General features: G+C 70.6%; 20 protein-coding genes. 11 read left to right on the forward strand and 9 right to left on the reverse strand.

The window, feature by feature from the left end; all coding sequences use genetic code 11:
• Positions 1 to 108 precede the first annotated feature (108 nt).
• The gene (locus AC1RAA_RS28925; protein WP_492732323.1) at positions 109 to 342 is read left to right on the forward strand and encodes a hypothetical protein; all 234 of its coding nucleotides are present in this window, start codon (positions 109 to 111) and stop codon (positions 340 to 342) included.
• Here AC1RAA_RS28925 and rpe read toward each other — a convergent pair.
• Positions 332 to 1027: a ribulose-phosphate 3-epimerase gene (gene rpe / locus AC1RAA_RS28930; RefSeq protein ID WP_159278724.1), complete on the reverse strand. Its 696-nt coding sequence runs from the start codon at positions 1025 to 1027 to the stop codon at positions 332 to 334. The two genes, AC1RAA_RS28925 and rpe, sit on opposite strands and share 11 nt — an antisense overlap.
• A gap of 60 nt (positions 1028 to 1087) precedes the next feature.
• On the opposite strand from rpe, the gene apaG reads away from it, so the two are divergent.
• From apaG to AC1RAA_RS28950, 4 genes are read left to right on the forward strand one after another with little or no spacing between them, the layout of a single operon-like run.
• Positions 1088 to 1483 carry a Co2+/Mg2+ efflux protein ApaG gene (apaG, locus tag AC1RAA_RS28935; RefSeq protein WP_095949675.1) on the forward strand — a complete coding sequence of 132 codons (396 nt, stop codon included), beginning with the start codon at positions 1088 to 1090 and terminating at the stop codon, positions 1481 to 1483.
• A gap of 44 nt (positions 1484 to 1527) precedes the next feature.
• Positions 1528 to 3501, forward strand: coding sequence for a site-specific recombinase (locus AC1RAA_RS28940; RefSeq protein WP_062481011.1), 1974 nt, complete (start codon positions 1528 to 1530; stop codon positions 3499 to 3501).
• Positions 3498 to 4769 (forward strand): cation:proton antiporter, encoded by a 1272-nt coding sequence (locus tag AC1RAA_RS28945; RefSeq protein ID WP_062480997.1) that lies wholly within the window; start codon positions 3498 to 3500, stop codon positions 4767 to 4769. Before AC1RAA_RS28940 ends, AC1RAA_RS28945 begins: the two co-directional genes overlap by 4 nt.
• The gene (locus tag AC1RAA_RS28950) at positions 4766 to 5986 is read left to right on the forward strand and encodes a YbdK family carboxylate-amine ligase (protein ID WP_062480995.1); all 1221 of its coding nucleotides are present in this window, start codon (positions 4766 to 4768) and stop codon (positions 5984 to 5986) included. Before AC1RAA_RS28945 ends, AC1RAA_RS28950 begins: the two co-directional genes overlap by 4 nt.
• Before the next feature lie 6 nt (positions 5987 to 5992).
• Here the strand turns inward: AC1RAA_RS28950 and AC1RAA_RS28955 are convergent, their stop codons facing one another.
• Positions 5993 to 6982, reverse strand: a complete 990-nt coding sequence (locus AC1RAA_RS28955) for a GlxA family transcriptional regulator (RefSeq protein WP_487848713.1) — start codon at positions 6980 to 6982, stop codon at positions 5993 to 5995.
• Positions 6983 to 7083: 101 nt separating this feature from the next.
• Between AC1RAA_RS28955 and AC1RAA_RS28960 the strand changes: the two genes are divergently transcribed.
• Entirely contained in the window at positions 7084 to 7713 is a 630-nt protein-coding gene (locus AC1RAA_RS28960) for an isochorismatase family protein (protein ID WP_492732326.1), read from the forward strand.
• A gap of 13 nt (positions 7714 to 7726) precedes the next feature.
• Here the strand turns inward: AC1RAA_RS28960 and AC1RAA_RS28965 are convergent, their stop codons facing one another.
• Positions 7727 to 8512, reverse strand: coding sequence for an SGNH/GDSL hydrolase family protein (locus AC1RAA_RS28965; RefSeq protein WP_062483039.1), 786 nt, complete (start codon positions 8510 to 8512; stop codon positions 7727 to 7729).
• Between the two features lie 82 nt (positions 8513 to 8594).
• Positions 8595 to 9734, reverse strand: coding sequence for a helix-turn-helix transcriptional regulator (locus tag AC1RAA_RS28970; RefSeq protein ID WP_492732327.1), 1140 nt, complete (start codon positions 9732 to 9734; stop codon positions 8595 to 8597).
• 136 nt (positions 9735 to 9870) lie between these two features.
• Between AC1RAA_RS28970 and thiL the strand changes: the two genes are divergently transcribed.
• On the forward strand, positions 9871 to 10827 hold the full coding sequence (gene thiL / locus AC1RAA_RS28975) for a thiamine-phosphate kinase (protein ID WP_492732329.1): 957 nt from the start codon (positions 9871 to 9873) through the stop codon (positions 10825 to 10827).
• On the opposite strand, the gene AC1RAA_RS28980 is transcribed toward thiL, so the two are convergent.
• A complete protein-coding gene (locus AC1RAA_RS28980) occupies positions 10828 to 11553 on the reverse strand; it encodes a DUF3053 domain-containing protein (RefSeq protein WP_139702156.1) in 726 nt (241 codons plus the stop codon).
• A 64-nt stretch (positions 11554 to 11617) separates the two neighbouring features.
• Complete coding sequence (locus tag AC1RAA_RS28985; protein ID WP_062482610.1) at positions 11618 to 12517, reverse strand: LysR family transcriptional regulator; 900 nt, start codon at positions 12515 to 12517, stop codon at positions 11618 to 11620.
• A 99-nt stretch (positions 12518 to 12616) separates the two neighbouring features.
• On the opposite strand from AC1RAA_RS28985, the gene AC1RAA_RS28990 reads away from it, so the two are divergent.
• Together AC1RAA_RS28990 and AC1RAA_RS28995 are read left to right on the forward strand one after the other, a co-directional pair.
• Positions 12617 to 13633, forward strand: coding sequence for a Bug family tripartite tricarboxylate transporter substrate binding protein (locus tag AC1RAA_RS28990; protein ID WP_492732331.1), 1017 nt, complete (start codon positions 12617 to 12619; stop codon positions 13631 to 13633).
• A gap of 19 nt (positions 13634 to 13652) precedes the next feature.
• Complete coding sequence (locus tag AC1RAA_RS28995) at positions 13653 to 15365, forward strand: FAD-dependent oxidoreductase (protein WP_307697014.1); 1713 nt, start codon at positions 13653 to 13655, stop codon at positions 15363 to 15365.
• On the opposite strand, the gene AC1RAA_RS29000 is transcribed toward AC1RAA_RS28995, so the two are convergent.
• Positions 15362 to 16822: an MFS transporter gene (locus AC1RAA_RS29000; protein ID WP_492732333.1), complete on the reverse strand. Its 1461-nt coding sequence runs from the start codon at positions 16820 to 16822 to the stop codon at positions 15362 to 15364. The genes AC1RAA_RS28995 and AC1RAA_RS29000 overlap by 4 nt on opposite strands.
• A gap of 161 nt (positions 16823 to 16983) precedes the next feature.
• Between AC1RAA_RS29000 and AC1RAA_RS29005 the strand changes: the two genes are divergently transcribed.
• Together AC1RAA_RS29005 and AC1RAA_RS29010 are read left to right on the forward strand one after the other, a co-directional pair.
• Positions 16984 to 17541, forward strand: coding sequence for a phosphatidylglycerophosphatase A family protein (locus tag AC1RAA_RS29005; protein WP_235926901.1), 558 nt, complete (start codon positions 16984 to 16986; stop codon positions 17539 to 17541).
• Between the two features lie 5 nt (positions 17542 to 17546).
• On the forward strand, positions 17547 to 18062 hold the full coding sequence (locus tag AC1RAA_RS29010) for a CinA family protein (protein ID WP_492740683.1): 516 nt from the start codon (positions 17547 to 17549) through the stop codon (positions 18060 to 18062).
• A 15-nt stretch (positions 18063 to 18077) separates the two neighbouring features.
• Here the strand turns inward: AC1RAA_RS29010 and AC1RAA_RS29015 are convergent, their stop codons facing one another.
• Complete coding sequence (locus AC1RAA_RS29015) at positions 18078 to 19271, reverse strand: Acg family FMN-binding oxidoreductase (protein WP_492732337.1); 1194 nt, start codon at positions 19269 to 19271, stop codon at positions 18078 to 18080.
• Between the two features lie 122 nt (positions 19272 to 19393).
• Positions 19394 to 20158, reverse strand: coding sequence for a helix-turn-helix transcriptional regulator (locus tag AC1RAA_RS29020; protein ID WP_139702162.1), 765 nt, complete (start codon positions 20156 to 20158; stop codon positions 19394 to 19396).
• Positions 20159 to 20181: the final 23 nt, after the last annotated feature.

Here is a 20181-nt window from a genome sequence, read left to right on the forward strand (position 1 = left end):
TGGCGGGCGCACAGCGCGAACCTACAGCCGCGCCCTGGCCCGTCCTACCGCCCCGTGGCGGGGCGCCGCGCAAGCTGGCGCCAGACCCGAACTTTGAAGGAGCACACGATGGCCGAGCCCCCGCGCAAGGACAAGAAGGACACCACCCGCGTCGCACAGGACGGCGAATCGGCGCCGCGCCTGCCGCACGAGCGCGACCAGTCGTCGGACAGCCAGGTGATGCAGGACGGCCAGCCGCCCGAGAAGGGCCGGCGCGGTTACGAGGACGTGGAACGCGGCGTGGTCGACACCGACCGCGGGCTCACGCCCGAGCGCACCGCCGACGGCAAGGTCAGGCCTTGACGGTGGCCAGCTGCTGGCGCATGTCGCCGATCACCGCGCCGTAGTCCTTGGCGTTGAAGATCGCGCTGCCCGCCACGAAGGTGTCGGCGCCGGCCGAGGCCACGCGGGCGATGTTGTCGGCCTTGATGCCGCCGTCCACCTCCAGGCGGATGTCGCGCCCGCTCTGCTCGATGCGCTTGCGCGCCTGCTCGATCTTGCGCAGCGCGGAGTCGATGAAGCTCTGGCCGCCGAAGCCGGGGTTGACGCTCATGATGAGGATCAGGTCGATGTCGTCGATGGCCCAGTCCAGCGCCTCGAGGCCGGCGCCCGGGTTGAACACCAGGCCGGGCTTGCAGCCGGCGGCCTTGATGGCCTGGATGCTGCGGTGCACATGGGTCGAGGCGTCGGGGTGGAAGCTGATGTAGTCAGCGCCCGCTTGCGCGAAAGCCGCGGCCAGCGCGTCGACTGGCTGGATCATCAGGTGCACGTCGATGGGCACGGGCGTGCCGTCGGCGGTCTTGGCGTAGGGCTTGAGGGCCTGGCAGATCATGGGGCCGAAGGTCAGGTTCGGCACGTAATGGTTGTCCATCACGTCGAAGTGGATCCAGTCGGCGCCGGCCGCGATCACGTCGGTCAGTTCCTGGCCGAGGTGCGCGAAGTCGGCGGAAAGAATGGAGGGCGCAATGCGGAACGGGGTGCTGCTCATAACCCCGGATTCTCGCAGCCGTCGGAAGTCCGAGGAAAGGCCTCCGTTACCATGCGCCCCATGTCACACAGCCCCTTCAGCGTACAGGTCGAACCGCGTTACCTGGCCGACCAGTCCTCGCCCAAGGACAACGTCTACACCTTCTCCTACACGATCACCGTCACCAATGTGGGGACGGTGGGCGCGCAATTGATCGCGCGCCACTGGCTCATCAACGACGCCTCGGGCCATGCGCAGGAGGTCAAGGGCCTCGGCGTGATCGGCCAGCAGCCGCTGCTGGCGCCCGGCGAATCGTTCCGCTACACCAGCGGCTGCCGCCTGCAGGCGGCCAGCGGCACCATGCACGGCAGCTTCTTCGTGGTGACCGAAGAAGGCGAGCGTTTCGACGTGCCGGTTCCCATGTTCGTGCTCGAAGCCGACGTTGGCGGAACCCCGGTCTCCCGGGTGCTGCACTGAGCGCGCGACGCGCTCTTTTTCTTTCTTTTCTCTTCCGCTCCCCCATGGCTGCCGCATCGCGCGATCTGCAGGGGCTGCTTGCCGGCCTCGACCCCACGGCCGATGTGGCGCAGCGCCACATCTGGCTCATCAACCTCTTCGACTGGCTGCGCGGCGACCGTGCCTCGCCGCAGGCCGCCATCGGCCGCGTGCAGCTGCTGCTCGACGCCGTCGAGGCACGCCCCGAGCTGTGCGACCGGCTGCGCGCCTGGTGGCGCGCGTTCACGCAGTCGGTCGACCTCACGGCGCTGCTGGCCGACTACGGCTTTGCGCCGCGCACCGCCTTCCTGAGCGAATTCGGCGAGCGCATGCGCCGCAAGATCCTGCCGGGCACGCCCGAGACCACCGACGCCTCGGACCTGTTCCGGCTGGTGCTGCCCGGCGTGTTCGACGCCGGCTGGATCGCGCTGCTCGACGACACCCAGCTCGCGCGCATCGGCGCGCTGCTGGCCGACGCCGCGCCCATGCCCGACGGCTCGGCGCGCTGGCGCCACACGGTGATGGACGCCGTCACCTACTGCTGCAGCCAGGTGGTGGCGACGGGCTTTTCGCCCGAGCTGCGGCTGCGCATCAGCCCCGAAGCGGGCGAGGCGCGCCCTTTCCACGCCCTCATGGCCGACCTGGACGCGCTGCGCGAGCAGATGTTCGCCCTGCCGCGCGACGAAGAATCCCTGCAGGCCGCCTTCGTGGCCTTCCGCGACCGGCTCGACGCCTGCCGCTCCAGCGCCTCGTCGGTCTACACGCACCTGGAGGACAACGGCATCTCGGTCGGCCTGGTGTTCCGGCTGCGCCAACTGCGCGAGCGGGTGCTGCGCATCCGCGAGCTGCTCGACTGCCTGATGTCGCCCGTGCCGGGGCCCAGCATGGCGCGGCTGGTCGGCAAGCTGGTGCTGGCGGGCGGCGAGCGCAACAGCATCCGCGCGCTGATCGCCTCCAACTCGTCGATGCTCGCGGCCAAGGTGACCGAGCGCAGCGCCGAGACGGGCGAGCACTACATCACCCGCGACCGCCGCAGCTACCTGCAGATGGTGAAGAAGGCCGCCGGCGGCGGCGCCTTCACGGCGCTGACGGTGCTGGCCAAGTTCGGCATCTACGCGCTGGCTTTGTCGGCCTTCTGGAGCGGGCTGGCCGCGGGCCTCATGTATGCGGCCAGCTTCGTGGCGATCCAGCTGCTGCACCTCACGCTGGCCACCAAGCAGCCGGCCATGACCGCCCCCGCCATGGCGGCGCGGCTGCGCGACATCAAGTCGGACGACGCCGTGGACCAGTTCGTCGACGAGGTGGCCAACCTCGTGCGCTCGCAGGTGGCGGCCGTGCTGGGCAACGTGCTCCTGGTGGTGCCGGCGGTGGGCCTGCTGGTGCTGGGCTGGCAGGCCGCGCTGGGCCGGCCGCTGCTGGACGCGGCGCATGCCGCCTCGACGCTGCATTCGCTGTCGCTGCTCGGACCGACCGTGCTTTTCGCGGCAATCACCGGCATCCTGCTGTTTTCGTCCAGCATCATCGCCGGATGGACAGAAAACGCCTTTGTCCTGCATCGCCTGGACTCCGCCATGCGTTACAACCCTCGCATCGGCGCCTTTCTCGGTGCCGCCCGGGCCCGTCGCTGGGCCGCCTTCATGCGCACACACATCTCAGGCTTCGCCTCCAACATCTCGCTGGGACTCATGCTCGGACTGCTGCCCGCGTTCGCGGGCTTCTTCGGGCTCGGGCTGGATGTGCGCCATGTCACGCTGTCGGCCGGCCAGATCGCGGCCGCGGCGGCATCCATCGGGTTGCCGGCACTGCACCAGCCGGCCCTGTGGTGGGCGGTTGCGGCGATCCCGGTGATCGGCGCGCTCAATGTGAGCGTGAGTTTCTACTTCGCTTTCCGGCTGGCGCTGCGCGCGCACAGCGTGAGCCTCGGTGACCGCGCCCGCATCCGCAGCGCGATCTGGGCCCGCTGGCGCAGCCGGCCGGTGAGCTTCTTCCTGCCTACATGAACCTGACCGCACTCCTCGCCGAACTCCAGGGCTTCTGGGCCGAATGGGCGCGCCCCTCGGCCGGCCTGCCCACCGTGCTCTGGGCCCTGCTGGTGGCCGCCGCCGCGGCCTCCGGCCACCTGGTGCAGCGCTACCTGGGGATGCCGAAGGTCATCGGCTATTCGGTGGTGGGCGCGGTGGTGGGTTTTGCCGGCTTCGAGGGCGCGATCTGGCCGCTGCGCGGCATCAGCCTCTTCTTGCTGGAGCTGGGCGCGGCCGTGGTGCTGTTCGAGGCCGGTGGGCGGCTGCCGCTGCGCTGGTTCCGCCACAACCCGATGGTGCTGGTGCAAAGCCTGCTGGAGGCGGGGCTGACCTACTTCGGCGTGTACTGGATCTTGATTCTTCTGGGCCTGCCCGAGCCGGTGGCCAACCCCATCGCGCTGATGGCGATCGTCGCCTCGCCGGCCGTGCTCAGCCGCGTGATCATGGACACCCGCGCCGCCGGCCCGGTGACCGAGCGCGCCATGACGCTGGCCACGCTCAACACCTTCTACGCCCTCACGCTGGGCTACGCGCAGGCCGGCCTGATCGAGCGCGCACCGCAGTCGCTGATGCTCAAGCTCTACCCGGTCGCGGTGGTGCTGGGCATGTCGTTCGTGGTCGGCGCGATCATGGCGCTGGCGCTGCGCTCGGCGCTGCGCGTGATGAGCCCGAACAGCGAGAACACCTCGATCCTGCTGCTGGCGATCATCGCGGCGGGCGCGGCGCTCACGGCCCACATCGGCGGCTCGGCGCCGCTGGCGGCGCTGATCGGCGGCGTGCTGCTCAAGACGCTCAACCCCAAGCCCTGGGCCTGGCAGCGCCAGCTCGGCACCGCCTCGTCGCTGCTGACCATGCTGATGTTCGTGCTGGTGTCGATGGTGGCGGCCCAGGCCGACTGGACCCTGCCCGTGGCCAGCGTGGTGCTGGCCGTGATCGGCGTGCGCCTGGTCACCAAGATCTCGGGCGTGGCCATTGCCAACCCGGGCAGCGGCGCCAGCTGGAAGCAGGCCTTCTGGGTCGGCTGCGCGATGACGCCGCTGTCGTCGATCGCCCTGCTGATCGCCTCCAATTTCGCCTCGGCCTCGCCGCTTCTGGGCACCATGATCACGCAGGTCGCCCTGCCCTCGATCCTGCTGATGGAAGTGATGGGCGCCGTGCTCGCCACCGTGGCGATCCACGCCGTGGGCGAGAGTTCGGTCCCCTGGACGCCACAGGCCTTCAGCACCACGGAAGACACGCAGCGATGAGCAGCAACAGCAACCCCACCTCCGTCCTCCCGATCGATCCGGACAGCGACGACGTGCGCTCCGCGCCGTTGCCCGCCGATCCGGCGAGCCGCGCCGTCAAGCTCGAGCCCTTCAACAAGTCGGAGGCGCTGTCGCTGGGCGTGGAGCTCGAGCTGCAGCTGGTCAACACGCACGACTACGACCTCGCGCCGTACGCCGAGGACATGCTGCGCCTGATGGCGCAGACGCCGCTGCCCGGCAGCGTGGTGCCCGAGATGACGTCGAGCATGATCGAGATCTCGACCGACATCTGCCATTCGGCGCAGGACGTGATCACGCAGCTGTCGCCGATCCGCGAGGCGCTGATCAAGAACGCCGACAAGCTCAACATCGCGGTGGTCGGCGGCGGCACGCACGCGTTCCAGCAGTGGCACGAGCGGCGCATCTACGACAAGCCGCGCTTTCGCGAGCTGTCCGAGCTGTACGGTTACCTGAGCAAGCAGTTCACCATCTTCGGCCAGCACGTGCACATCGGCTGCCCCGACGCCGACTCGGCGCTGTTGATGCTGCATCGCATGTCGCGCTACATCCCGCACTTCATTGCGCTGTCGGCCTCGTCGCCGTTCGTGCAGGGGCAGGACACGCAGTTCGACTCGGCACGCCTGAACTCGGTGTTCGCGTTCCCGCTCTCGGGCCGCGCGCCCTTCACCACGAGCTGGAAGGAATTCGAGGCCTACTTCGAGCGCATGACCCGCACCGGCGTCGTGCGCAGCATGAAGGACTTCTACTGGGACATCCGCCCCAAGCCCGAGTTCGGCACCATCGAGATCCGCGTGTTCGACACGCCGCTCACCATCGAGCGCGCCGCCGCGCTGGCGGGCTACGTACAGTCGCTGGCCGCATGGTTCCTGCAGGAGCAGCCTTTCGAGCCGAGCGAGGACGACTACCTCGTCTACACCTACAACCGCTTCCAGGCCTGCCGCTTCGGCCTGGACGCGGTGTACGTCGACCCGGCCAGCGGCCAGCACATGCCGCTGCGCGACCACATCCTGATGACCATGACCCAGCTCGAATGGCACAGCGAGGCGCTCAACGCCACGCAGGCGCTGGGCGAGCTGCGCACCAGCGTCGAGGCCAACCGCAACGACGCGCGCTGGCTGCGCGAGAAGCAGGGCAAGGAACGGCTGCTGGCGGAAGTGGTGCGCCAGGCCTCGCTGCGTTTTCGCGGCGCGGCCTGACGTTGTTCAGGCGGCCACGGCCTCCTGGGAGAACTGCCGGCGGTACACCGTCGGCGACACCTTGAACGCCGTGGCGAAGTGCTTGCGCAGCAGCACCGCCGAGCCGAAGCCCGCATCGGCCGCCACGCGCTCCACGGAACGGTCGGTCGTTTCGAGCAGCCGCTGCGCCAGCGCCAGGCGCTGGTTCTGCAGCCACTGGCCGACCGTCGTGCCCGTCGATTCGCGAAAACGCCGCGTGAAAGTGCGCCGGCTCATGAGCGCACGCCGGGCCAGGTCATCGAGTTCGTGCGGCACCTGCAGATGCCGCCCCAGCCATTCGAGCAACGGCGTGAGCCGGTCGCGCTCGGCCGCCGCCGGCACGGGCTGCTGGATGTACTGCGCCTGACCGCCCTGCCGGTGCGGCGCGACGACCATGCGCCGCGCGGCGCGGTTCGCGGTGTCGGCGCCGTAGCGCACGCGCAGCAGGTGCAGGCAGCAGTCGATGCCCGCGGCCGTGCCCGCCGAGGTGAGCACGTCACCGTCGTCCACGTACAGCACTTCGGGCTGCAGCACGACCTGCGGGTACTGTTTGGCGAAGGCTGCGGCCAGGTGCCAGTGCGTGGTGGCGGGCCGGCCGTCGAGCAGGCCGGCCTCGGCCAGAACGAAAGCACCCAGGCACAGCCCGACCACGGTCGCGCCGCGCCGGTGCGCCGCCTGCAGCGCACGGATGAGCGCGGGCGGCGCGGGCCGGCCGTCGTCGCGCCAAGACGGCACCACCACGATCTGCGCGCGGCGGATCGCCTCCAGCCCGTGCGGCACCACGAGCGTGAAGCCCGCGTTGGTGGCCAGCGGCCCGGGCTCGGGCGCACAGACCTGCACGCGAAAACGCGGCGCGCCGGTGTCGGTGCGGTCTTCGCCGAACACCATGCAGGGCACGGAAAGGTGGAAGGGGCTGATGCCGTCGAAGGCGACCACGGCAATGGTCTCGGCGATGGTTTTGGCGGCAGATGAGCGCATGGCCCGATCTTATCGATGAATGGCTTTCGGGCCACTGTCGCAAAACCCGTGGTGCGCGAAGAATCGAGCCATTCCAGACACAACCACCGAAGGAGATCCCCATGAGCCAGTCCGCACCGCGCCGCGCCCTCGTCGTCATCGACGTGCAGAACGAATACTTCGAAGGCGGCGGCCTGCCCATCGAATACCCGCCGGTCGAAAGCTCGCTGCCGAAGATCGCGCAGGCCATGGACGCGGCGCGCGCGGCCGGCGTGCCGGTGGTGGTGGTGCAGCACCACGCGCCGAAGGGCGCGCCGGTCTTCCAGGCCGACAAGTTCCACGGCCAACTGCACCCCGAGATCGCCCAGCGCCCGCGCGACCACCTCGTCACCAAGGCCTTCCCGAGCGTCTTCACCGGCACCGACTTCGCCGACTGGCTCGCGCGCCACGAGATCGACACGCTGAGCGTGACCGGCTACATGACGCAGAACTGCGACGCGTCCACCGTGTTCGAAGCCATGCACCGCGGGCTGAACGTGGAGTTCCTGTCGGACGCCACCGGCGCGCTGCCTTACGAGAACGCAGCCGGCCGCGTGAGCGCCGAGGAAATCCACCGCGTCTTCAGCGTCGTGTTCCACAGCAACTTCGCCGCCGTGGCGACGACCGATGCGTGGATTGCTGCGCTGAAGAGCGGCACGGCGATCGAGAAGGACAACGTGGTCATGTCCAACCGCCGCGCGCGCGGCGTCTGAACTTCACAAGAGTTCAGGCCAGGTTCAGCGGCTGCAGCACGGGCTGCCAGCGCTGAACCGCGATCTTCTTGAAGCCGCGGCCGTTGGGGTGCAGCTCGTTGGCCCAGTCGGTCGGGCCCAGCGTGCCCCGGCTGTCCACCACGTGCAGGTGCTGCGGGTCGCCCGCGGCGATGTTCTGCAGCATGCCGTGGAAGCCGTCGATGAGGTGGTCAACGCAGGGCTTGAACAACTCCGGTGCTACGCCCGCGTCGACCAGCGCCGGGCGCAGCCAGCCTTCGCGCCCGAACAGCGCCTTGCCCGTGGGCGGCGCGTAGTCGTAGCTGTGCATGACGATGTGGCAATCGACGCTGGTGCGGGTGTAGATGAGGCCGATGAGCGCGCGGTACTGCTCGTCCATGTCGACGAGGAACTGGTCGAAGCCGCCCTTGCCGTTGCGAAAGCACTGCGCGGCCTGCGTCTCGCCCGTGCAATCGGACTTGAGCAGCGGGCGCAGGTCGTTGAAGCCCGCGAAGTCGTTGCCGCCGCCGCTGATGAACACCGCCGACAGCGTCGGCCCGTACAGGCGCAGCGACTCGCGCACGGCGTTGCGGTACTTGCCTTCGACGTAGTCCTGGGCTTCCGCGCCGTTCATGCCCTTGGCCAGGATCACGTGGCCGCGCGCGCCGACCACGTCGCCCAGGAAGTTCAGCAGGCTGCCGCCCGGCAGCGGGTACCAGAACCACGAATCGCCGAAGGCGAGGATGGTCGCGGTGCCGTGCGGGCCCATCTGCATCTTGGTCTCGTCCCAGTAGACAGCCATGGCGAACTCCTCGTGTAGAGGGCGCCATGGTTCTCGCAACCGCCGCGCGGCGCCATCCCCCGTTCGCAGTAGAACCTGCTGCTCAGTCCCGCAGCGACTGCACCAGCAGCACCAGCTCCGCCTGCCGGTGGCAGTCGGTCTTGCGCATCACGTTGCGCAGGTGGCTGCGTGCCGTGTGTTCGGAGCAGTGCTGCGCGGCGGCGAAGTCCTTCACGGTCTTGCCGCTTGCGAGGAGCAGCGCAAGCCGTGCCTCGGTCGGACTCAGTCCGAGCAGGCTTTCCAGCTGCCGCGGCTCCACGGGCGCCGCCTCGGCCGAATGGGCGAAGACCACGAGCGCGCGGTGGCGCTGGCGCAGCACGGCCAGCGGGTGCGAGGGTTTGAGCGGCAGCACCGTGATGCGGACCACGCTGCCGGCCACGGGCAGGTGCAGCACGCCGGCCCGCGCGCCACCGGCCGGGGCGCAGGCCTCGCGCACCCGCTGCTCGAAGGCCGACTGCAGCGCGGACGACGCGAGCCGCAATCGCCCCTGCGCGCTGTCGAACAGGCCGCCGCGGCCCGCGCACCCCGCCGCGCGCGCGTTCAGGTGGTCGATGCGGCAGGCCTCGTCGACCACGGCGATGCCCTGCGGCAGCGCGTCGAGCGCCGACAGCCCGGTGGCCGCGTGCTCGCCCAGCTGCATCATGCGGGCGCGCAGCTCGCTGGCGCGCACCAGGTGCGGCGACAGGCGCCGGCAGAAGGCCTCGCTCTCGGGGCCGTAGGGCGCCTCGGCCCGGGGGCGGATGAAGCCGAGCACTTCGCGCGTGTCGTCGTCGGCGCGCAGCCCCATGGCCAGCGTGTGGCGCAGGCCGAGCGGTGCCAGCCAGTCGACATAGATCGGACTGCGCGACAGCGTGCGCGCGCCGAAGTAGGCGTGGTCGGTCACCGGCGTGCCCAGCGGGGCGTTGACCGGCATCTGCATGCGGATGTCGTCGCGCGCCAGGTGCTGCTCGTACTCGCGCACCTTGTCGGGCGGGCTCTCCAGGTTGGCGAGCCCCGCGCCCACCACCGAGCAGTCGGCGCGGCGCACCGTGAGCGTGTGAAAGCACGCGGCACCGAGCACCTCGCGCATGGCATCGAGCGCGTCGTACCAGTCGCCGGGACAGGTGATCCCGTCGTACAGCAAGGCAACGATCCGGTCGGTGTCTGCCTCGGCGGACACGCCTCCCTGCACGATGGCTGTCATGGCGGCCTCCTCCTGTTTGGACTTTCGGTGTATCCGCTTGCATGACGGTATTACAAAATGCTTCCAGTGTCAGCCCCCATTTCCCGCGGGCGCCGCGGCGGGCGGCCCCGCGCCAGGTCGTTATGCTCTCGCACCCATGGGTGAATTCGACCTGATCACACGCTATTTCAAACGTCCCGCCACGCGCTCGCCGCTGGGCGTGGGCGACGACTGCGCCTTGCTCGCGCCGGCCGCGGGCATGCAGCTCGCCGTGTCCTCCGACATGTTGGTGGAGGGGCGGCACTTTCTCTCGACCGTGGAGCCGGCCCGGCTCGGCCACAAGGCGCTGGCCGTGAACCTCAGCGACCTGGCCGCCTGCGGCGCGAAGCCGCTGGCCTTCACGCTCGCGCTGGCGCTGCCCGGCGTGGACGAACCCTGGCTCGAAGGTTTTTCGCGCGGCCTGTTCGCGCTGGCCGACGCCCACGGCTGCGAGCTGGTGGGCGGCGACACCACGCGCGGCCCGCTCAATATCTGCATCACCGTGTTCGGCGAAGTGCCGGCCGGCGCCGCGCTGCTGCGCTCGGGCGCGCGCGCGGGCGACGACCTGTGGGTGAGCGGCTCGCTCGGCGATGCGCGGCTGGCGCTCGAGGTGTTCCGCGGCACGCTGAGCCTGCCCGCCGAGGCCTTCGCACAGGCTCGCGCACGCATGGAACAACCCACGCCGCGCGTGGCGCTGGGCCAGGCGCTGCGCGGCATCGCCACCTCGGCGGTGGACGTGAGCGACGGCCTGATCGGCGACCTGGGCCACATCCTCGCGGCCAGCGGCGTGGGCGCCACGCTCGACGCCGATGCCACCACGGCGCTGATCGCGGTCGACACGGCCGGCCTGCCCACCGAGGCGCTGCGCACCTGCGCGCTCTCGGGCGGCGACGACTACGAGCTGGTGTTCACTGCGCCGGCCTCGGCCCGCGATGCAGTCCTGCAGGCCGGCGTGAACAGCGCCACGCGCGTGACGCGCATCGGCCGCATCGAGGCGGACGCGGGGCTGCGCATCGTCGATGCGAGCGGCGCGCCGGTGTCACAGCGCTTCGGCTCCTTCGACCACTTCGTCTGATCAAGAGCCGCGCATCACCGCGCGCATCTTGTCCTGCGCGGTGTTGATCGCCGCCGACTGCTTGCCCATTTGCTGCGCCATCTTGTTGAGTTCGTCCCCCACGGCCGGGTCGGTCACGGTGAGCGTGCCGCCGGAAACCCGAAGCTTCGACTTGTTCTTCTCCATGAAATCGGCGATGGCCAACGCACTGTCGATCACGGCGTCGACCGGAGGGAACACCTCCTTGAACGTGGTGGCGGGCGTGGTCACGGTCTTCTCGTAGGCCTTGGCATAGACCTGCTTCAGGTCGTCGGGCTGCTTGAGTTGCGCGCGTGCCGCATCGGCCTTGGCCAACTGCTGATCGAGCGCGGTGCGAAGGCCGCCCAGGCCCTCCTTGGCGGCCTTGAGATCGTCACGGCGTGCCGGCAGATCGACGAACGAGCGCAGCGCGCCCTTGTTCATGACCTGCGTCATCGGCTGGCTCACCGACTTGTTCATGCCTTCGTTGAAATCGGTGATCACCGCGTAGTGCTGCGCGTAGTCGCCGAACGAGGCTTTTTCTTCGGCGGTGGGCGTGGGCACGCGCAAGCCGGGCTTGTCGAGCACGCGGGTCTGCAGGTAGGCGATGAAGGCGCTGCGCTGCTCGGCCTCCTTGTTGCCGCAGGCCACGAGCAGCATCGACAGCATCAGGCCGAATGCCAGGACCAGCCATGCGGAAGAGAAACGGGACCGTGTGGTTGTTGTCATGGGGGCACCTGCTTTCGCGCAAAGAGAAAAGACCGGCCAGCATACGACCGGCCCGCCCCCGCGGCTACTGCAGGCTCTGCTTCAGCGCCTCGATGAACGCCCGCGCCGCCGCCGACAGCGAATGGCCGCGCTTGGTGACGATGGAGATGTCGCGCACCACGCGCGGCGCGCTGAGCACCTTCACCACGAGCACCGGGTTCTTCTCGGCGCGCGCGAAGGCCGACGGCATGATCGACGCGCCCATGCCGGCCGCCGTCATCCACAGCGCGGTGGACAGGAAGGACACCTCGTTCACCACGTCGAGCGTCACGCCCGCCTCCGCCGCCGTGCCGTCGATCAGCGGGCGCACGCCGTAGCCGGGGCGCACGGTGATGACCGGGTGGCGCCCCAGGTCCGACCAGCGCACCACGCGTGCCTTGGCCAGCGGGTGGTCGGTGCGGCACACCACGGCGAGGTGATCGCGCAGGAGGCGCTGCACCTCGACCTCGGGGCCGGGCCGCTCGGGCGTGCCGATGCCGAAGTCGACATGCTCGCCGAGGATGCGCGACAGGAACTGGTCGGGCGCACAGTCGTTCACCAGCACGCGAACTTTCGGATGCTGCTCGCCGAAGGCACGCAGCGCATCGGGCAATAAAAATCCGGCCAGCGTGGGCGTGATGGCCAGCGTCACGCGACCGCGTTCCAGCGTGGCGAGTTCGCGGAAATCGGCCGAGAGCGAATCGACGTCGCGCAGCACGCGCTCGACGGTGGAAATCATCTGTTCGGCTGCGGCCGTGGGCTTGAGCGCGCGCGTGGTGCGGTCGAACAGGCGCGTGCCCAGGCCCTCTTCGAGCTGGCGGATCAGCATGCTCACGGCCGACTGCGTGACGAACAGCCGCGTGGCCGCGGCGCCCAGCTTGCGCAGCTGGTAGACCGCGAGGAACGCACGCAGCTGGCGGATCGTAGGACTGAAGTTCGTATTCATCAGAAAATTTGAAAAATCATTCGGAATTTCTTGATTTACGAATGAATGCTGCCATCGTTCAATCTCCGATCAAAGCACCGAATTCAAGGAGAGGCCCGAATGACAGCACCCATCGCCCGCGGCATGCACGCATTTCGTGGGCGACGCAGGCAACTGCTGTGGGCCGTGGCCGGCGCGCTGGTGGCCGGCACCGCCCTGGCACAGGCCCCGGCAGGCGATTTCCCCACCAAGCCGATCCGCATGGTCGTGACCTTCCCGCCCGGCGGCAGCGCCGACGGCGTGGTGCGCATGCTGGTGCCGCGCCTGAACGAGAAGCTGGGCCAGCAGGTGGTGGTCGACAACCGCCCCGGCGCGGGCGGCAACGTGGGGCTGACGCTGGTGGCCAAGGCGCCGGGAGACGGCTACACGCTGGGCGTGGGCGCGGCGGGCGCGCTGGCGGCCAACGTGAGCCTGTACCCGCAGATGCCCTTCGATCCGCAGAAAGACCTCAAGCCCGTGGGCATGCTGGCGGCCATTCCCTTCGTGCTGGTGGGCCACCCGTCGGTGGCCGCGAAGACGCAGCGCGAACTCATCGCGCTGGCCAAGGCGAAGCCGAACACGCTGTCGATCGGCCACGGCGGCAACGGCACGGCCATGCACCTGTCGGCGGCGCTGTTCAACCAGATGGCGGGCACGCGGCTGGTCGAGGTGCCCTACCGCGGCTCGGGCCCGGCGGCGCTCGACGTGCTGGGCGGGCAGATTCCGCTGGCGGTGGTCGACCTGCCCTCGTCGCTGCAGCAGATCCGCGCCGGCAAGCTGATCGCCTTCGCCGTGACCAGCCCGCAGCGCCTGCCGATGCTGCCCGAGGTGCCGACGGTGGCCGAGGCCGGCCTGCCGGGCTACGACTCGACGGGCTGGTTCGGCGTGGTCGCGCCGGCCGGCACGCCGGCGCCGGTGGTGGCGCGGCTCAATGCCGAGCTCAACGCCGCGCTCGGCGACGAGCAGGTGAAGACCGCGATGCGCGCGCTCGGCGTGGAGCCGGCACCGGGCTCGGTCGAATCCTTCGACAGCTACATCCGCGCCGAGACGAAGAAATGGGCCCAGGTGATCCAGGACGCCCACATCAAGCTCGATTGAACGACAAGCCGATAGAGACATGACGAAGACCGCCGACACCTCGATGCAAGCCGACGTGCTGATCGTCGGCGCCGGCCCCGTGGGCCTCACGCTGGCGATGGACCTGGCCTCGCGCGGCGTCTCGGTGATCCTGTGCGAGACGCGCCGCTTCGCCGAGCCGCCGAACGTGAAGTGCAACCACGTGGCCTCGCGCACCATGGAGCAGTTCCGCCGCCTGGGCGTGGCGCAGCAGCTGCGCGATGCGGGGCTGCCGGCCGACCACCCGAACGACGTGGTGTTTCGCACCACGGTGACGGGCACCGAGCTCACGCGCATTCCCATTCCGTGCCGGCGCGACCGCTATACCGAAACCGAGGGCCCCGACGCATGGTGGCCCACGCCGGAGCCGCCGCACCGCATCAACCAGATCTACCTCGAGCCGATTCTGCTGAAGCACACGGCCGCGCTGCCGGGCGTGACGCTGCTCAACCGCACGCGCTTCGAGCGCTTCTCACAAGATGCCGAGGGCGTGAGCGCCATCGCCACCGACATGGACAGCGGCGCCACGCGCAGCATCCGCTGCCGCTACATGGTCGGCTGCGACGGCGGCAGCTCGCCGGTGCGCAAGCAGATCGGCGCCAAGCTCGAAGGCACGGCCGTCATCCAGCGCGTGCAGTCGACCTTCATCCGCGCGCCGCAGCTGCGCGACATGATTCCGGGCAAGCCCGCGTGGTCGTACTACGCGATGAACCCGCGCCGCTGCGGCACGATGTTCGCCATCGACGGCCACGAGACCTGGCTGGTGCACAACCACCTGAACGCCGAAGAGCCCGAGTTCGACTCGGTCGACCGCGACACCTCGATCCGCGAGATTTTGGGCGTGGGGCCCGACTTTCATTACGACATCATCAGCAAGGAAGACTGGATCGGCCGGCGCCTCGTGGCCACGCGCTTTCGCGACGGCCGCGTGTTCCTCGCGGGCGACGCCGCGCACCTGTGGGTGCCCTACGCGGGCTACGGCATGAACGCCGGCATCGCCGACGCGCTCAACCTCTCGTGGCTGCTGGGCGCCTGCGTGCAGGGCTGGGGCGACGAGGCCATCCTCGACGCCTACGAGGCCGAGCGGCTGCCGATCACCGAGCAGGTGTCGCAGTTCGCGATGGACCATGCGCAGAAGATGATCCGCGCGCGCCGTGCCGTGCCGCCGGACATCGAGGCGCCCGGCCCGGCGGGCGACGCGCAGCGCGCCGAGATCGGCCGCGAGGCCTATGCGCTCAACGTGCAGCAGTTCTGCTGCGGCGGGCTCAACTTCGGCTACTTCTACACGGGCTCGCCGATCATCGTGCCCGACGGCGAGCACCGCGCGCCGCCGTACTCGATGGGCGAGTTCACGCCCTCCACCGTGCCCGGCTGCCGCGCGCCGCATTTCTGGCTGGCCGACGGTCGCTCGCTGTACGACGCCTTCGGCCCGGGCTACACGCTGCTGCGCTTCGACCGCAGCGTGGACGTGCGGCCGCTGGAGCGCGCGGCCGCCGCGTACCGCATGCCGCTCACGGTGCTCGACATCGAGACCGCGAGCCTGCCCAAGGCCTATGCGCACCGCCTCGTGATGTGCCGCGCCGACCAGCACATCGCGTGGCGCGGTGCGCACCTGCCGGCCGATGTGTACGACCTCGTCGCCACCTTGCGCGGCGAAACGCGCCGCGAACGTGGCCGCCGGCGCGCGCTGGCCTGGGAAGGCGTGCTGGCCTAGCGCCGCGCCACCGCGCGCCACGCCAGCCAGGCGGCGATGGCAGGCGCCAGCGCGAAGACCGTGAACAGCCAGATCGCCGCCGAACGCGCACCGTCCACACCGCCGGGCACCGTGAGCCCCGCCGCATTCGCCACCAGCCCGGCGACGGCCGCACCGACGGCCATGCCGTACAGCTGCACGGTCGTGATCGAGGCGGAGGCCAGCCCCTCTTCGCCGCGCGGCGCCAGCGCCATCACGCGCGTCAGCAGGTGCGGCCAGCCGATGCCCACGCCGAAGCCGACCGCGGCCAGCGCCACGGCCACGAGCGAGGTCTCGACATTGGCGTCCAGCGCACCCGGCGTCGGCAACAGCCACGCGAGCGCCAGCAGGCCTGCGGTGCAGACCACCGGCCCGGCGCGCAGCATGCGGTCGGCGCCTGCGCCAGTGCGGCCCGACGAGGTCAGCGAGCCGATGCTCCAGCCGCCCGCCATCGCCGCCGTGAGGTAGCCCGCCGCAAGCGGCGTGTGGCCGTGCAGCAGCTGCAGGAAGTAGGGCACGAAGATCTCGGTGGTGGTGCCGATCAGCAGCAGCGCCACGCTTGCGTAGATGGCGCCCAGCGGCGTGCCAAGCGCATAGGCGCCGGTCGGCAGCAGGCGCACGGCGCCGGCGCGGCGGTCGATGCGGGTGGCGGCGAAGCCGATGGCCAGGCCCAGCGCCACGCCCACGGCCTGCCCCGCGAGGCCGGGCCAGAAACCGCTGGCGGCAATCACCAACACCGACAGCGCCAGCAGCGCGATCTGCGGCGTCGGCACGCGCGGCATCTGCGCCGGGCGGTCATGCCGGATGCCGGCCGCGGGCCGCAGCTGCACCGCCACCAGCAGGGCCTGCGCCGCCGCCACCGGCAGCAGCGCCCAGAAGGCCCAGCGCCAGTGGCCGGCCTGCGCGAACAGCCCGCCCACGGCCGGCCCGCACAGCGTGGCGACGCCCCACATGCCCGACACCAGCGCCACCGCGCGCGGCCACAGCCGGGGTTCGAACACGCGCTGGATCAGCCCGTAGCTCAGCGCCGCCAGCAGGCCGCCGCCCAGGCCCTGCACCGTGCGCCCCGTGAGCAGCCACGGCATGGCCGGTGCCAGCGCGCAGCCCACCGAGCCGGCGGTGAACACGGCCAGCGCCGTGAGGCAGGCGCCGCGCGGCCCGCGCGCGGCCAGCAGCCGCACCGACAGCGTGGCACCGAGGATCGAGCCGACCACGAACAGGGTCGTGCTCCAGGCGTACCAGTCGAGCCCGCCGATCTCGCGCACCACCGAGGGCAGCACGGTGGTCACGATGTGGACGTTGACCGCGTGCAGCGCGACGCCGCCGGTCAGCGCCAGCGCGCGCCAGCCGTTGCGCCCGCTGAACAGCTCGCGCCAGGCGGCGGTGGGCGGCGGCGCGCCAACGGCGGCAGCGTCGAGAGAAGAAGTGGAGGAAGACATGGGACAGAGGAGAACGCCAAAGGAGCCTGGATACTAGGCGGCGCCCCTCAATTAAACAAGTTATTGCTTTGATAAATAGAAACTTCGGCGCGCTGCCGTCGCACAGGATGCGCGACACTTCGAAACCGATGCACGCCGCTTCTTCTTCCCCTTCTTCCTCGATGGATTCTTCTTCCGCCACCACCGGCGCCCTGCCCCGTCCCCCGATGCGTCGCCCCACCCTGCGTTTCCTGCTCTCGCACCCCGCGCACTTCATCGCGCTGGGCTTCGGCTCCGGGCTGTCGCCCTTCGCGCCGGGCACCGTGGGCACGCTGTGGGCCTGGGCCGCGTTCGTGGTGATGCAACTGTGGTTCACGCCCGCGACCATCGGCTGGATCATCCTGGCCGGCCTGCCGATCGGCTGGTGGGCCTGCACGGTCGCTGCGCGGAACATGAACGTGTCCGACCCCGGCGCCATCGTGTGGGACGAGGTGGTCGCCTTCTGGCTCGTGCTCTGGCTGGTGACGCCGGCCGGCCTGTGGGCACAGGTCGTGGCCTTTGCGCTGTTCCGTTATTTCGACGCCGCCAAGCCCGGCCCGGTGGGCTGGGCCGACGCCGCCTTCAAGCCGCACGACCCCGCGCGGGTGCAGTGGTGGCGCGCGGGCTTCGGCATTCTTCTGGACGACCTCGTGGCGGCCTTCTGCACGCTGCTGGTCATTGCGCTGTGGCGCGCATGGTGACCCCGATGCAACCTTCCGCTCCCCCGGCCTTGGCTGAACAGGACGTCCCCGCGCTCGTCGCGACGCTGGCCGAACGGCTGCAGGCCCGGGGCTGGATGATGGCCACCGCCGAAAGCTGCACCGGCGGCCTGATCGCCGGCGCCTGCACCGACCTGGCGGGCTCCAGCGTGTGGTTCGAGCGCGGCTTCGTCACCTACTCGAACGCCGCCAAGACCGAGATGCTGGGCGTGGACGCCGCACTCATCGAGGCCCACGGCGCCGTGAGCGAGCCCGTGGCACGCGCGATGGCCGAGGGCGCCATTGCCCGTGGCGCCCCGGCGCGCGCGGCCGTGGCCGTGACCGGCGTGGCGGGCCCCGCGGGCGGCTCGCCCGACAAGCCGGTGGGCACCGTGTGGTTCGGCTGGTCGGTCGACGGGCAGGTGCGCACCGAGCGCCGGCGCTTCGACGGCGACCGCGCCACGGTGCGCGCGGCCACGGTGCACTACGCGCTGCAGACGCTGGTCCAGCTGCTGGCGCGCTGATCGCACGCGGGCTGTTCAGGCCTGCATGAAATCGCCGACCGGCCGGCGCGGCGCGGGCGGCACCGGCGCCGTCGGAAAGCCCAGGCGGCACATCATCTGCACGGTCGGGCTGCGCGCATGGCGCGACGGCGCGGCGCCGATCAGCATGTCGTGCGCCGCCGCGTGGTGCGGCGCCATCTCCGGAAATTCCTCGAGCGGCTGGCTCATCGGCTGCATGCCCAGGCCCAGGTCGGTGGCGCGCAGCTGCTGGCGCACGTAGGCGCGGCCCGCGGCGATCTGCTCGCTGCGGCTGTTGCCGCCGGTGCTGATCCAGACGAAGCCCATCGCCGTGTGGGCCTGGTCCTCGAACATCCGCAGCGTCTGCCGGAAGGAGAGGCTGTCTTCGGCCGCCGGCACCTCGCGGTCGAAGCGACCCAGCGCGACCGCCATGCGCAGCGCCGGGTCGTTGAGCGAGAAGCCGTCGCGGTGCGCCAGGATTTCCTGCGGCCCGATGCGCAGCAGGCGCAGGTTCTCGCGCGCCGTGTGGGGCGTGACCAGTTCCACGCGCGCCGCCGCCGCACACAGCTTGCGCAGCGGCAGCACGCGGGCCATGTCGACCGTGCCGGCCGATTGCACGCCCCCACCCGCCCCCGAGGCCACGGCCGCGGTGAGCCCCTGCAGCATGTCGGCCGACACCGTGCGGCCGGTGTCGAAGCGCTGCTTGGGCGTGCGCCGCCGCAGCACCTGCGCGAACAGCGGATCGGGCGTGCCGCCGCGCGACAGCGTGAGCCGCGCCACCGGCAGGTCGGGCCACTGCTGCGGTGCATCGCCCACCAGCTCGCCCTGCGGCCACAGCTGCACGCGCGCCTGCACGCCCTGCTGGGCCAGCGCCATCACCAGCAGCTCGATGAACGCGCCGTGGCCGATCATGAGCTGGCGGCCGAAGGGGTCGGTGGCGGGCTGCACGCGGGCGCGGTCGGCGTGCAGCACGATGGCATCGGGCTCGCGCAGGTCGACCCGCCAGGGCTGGCCGTTGTAGGCCGTGGGCGCGGTGACGGCATAGGCGACGGCGCGCTTGCGCACATCGGGCTCGTCGCCCGGGCCGTTCCAGATCTCGAAGGCGGCGGCCGGCACGTCGGCGTGGAGCCACCAGGTGGCCAGGGCCGTGGCGCCCGCCGCCACCGCGAGGCCGCCGCCCAGCAGGCGCACGAAATTTCTGCGTTCTCTCATGGGCTCGATCGGTTGAAGCATCGGGCGCGTGACACACAGCCTGCCCGTGGCCGATTGCAGCACCGCGCCGCGCGGCGCCATGCGACCCCCTGTCGTTTCCGACAGGGGTAGGTCGGGCCGGCTCAGGGCGTGAGCAGGCCCAGCGCCAGGGCCCGCGCGCAGGTGGCGGTGCGGCCCTGCGTGTCGAGCTTGCGGGCGGCGCCCACGAGGTGGAAGTACACGGTACGCTCGCTGATGTGCAGGATCTCGGAGATTTCCCAGGTCGACTTGCCCACGGCCACCCAGTGCAGCACCTCGCGCTGGCGCGCGCTCAGCACCGGCACCTTCGCGTCACCCTGCAGCCGGCGCACGGTCGAATGCAGGCAGGAGGCGAAGTAGTTCATCGGCGCCAACGTCGCACGCAGTTCGCGCAGGTCGGCGGTGGCGTCGGTGGTCAGGGTCATGAAGGCCCAGTCGATGCCGGGCGTCCACAGCGGCACGGTCAGCCCCGCCTTCAGCCCGTGCTCGCCGGCGCTGCGCAGCAGGCCGCGGGCGCGCTGCCCGATGTCGGCGCGCGTGTGGCTCACCTGCCCGAGCCAGCTCCATGCGGTGGCCGGCATGCCGGCACGCACATGCTGCACGCGGGCGTCGGCCTGTTCGCCGGCGCTGCTGCGCAGCGACTCGTAGCGGGTGCGGGCCCACGCCGGGGGCAGGTCGTGGAAGAACACCAGCGCGTCCTGCGCGGGGGCGTCGGCACGGGGCGCGGGCACCGGGCGCTTGAGCACGTAGGCGCCGTGGTTGAAGCCCATCGCCCGCATCGCGCGGCGGTTGACCTGCGCGACCTCCTCGAGCGTGCGGGCGGCCATGACGGCCTCGACGAACTGCCAGTCGTTGATCACCTCGGCCATGGATGCGTCCCCTCGGGTTGTGT

The sequence above is a fragment of the Variovorax sp. GW823-FHT04F07 genome, from assembly GCF_058795995.1.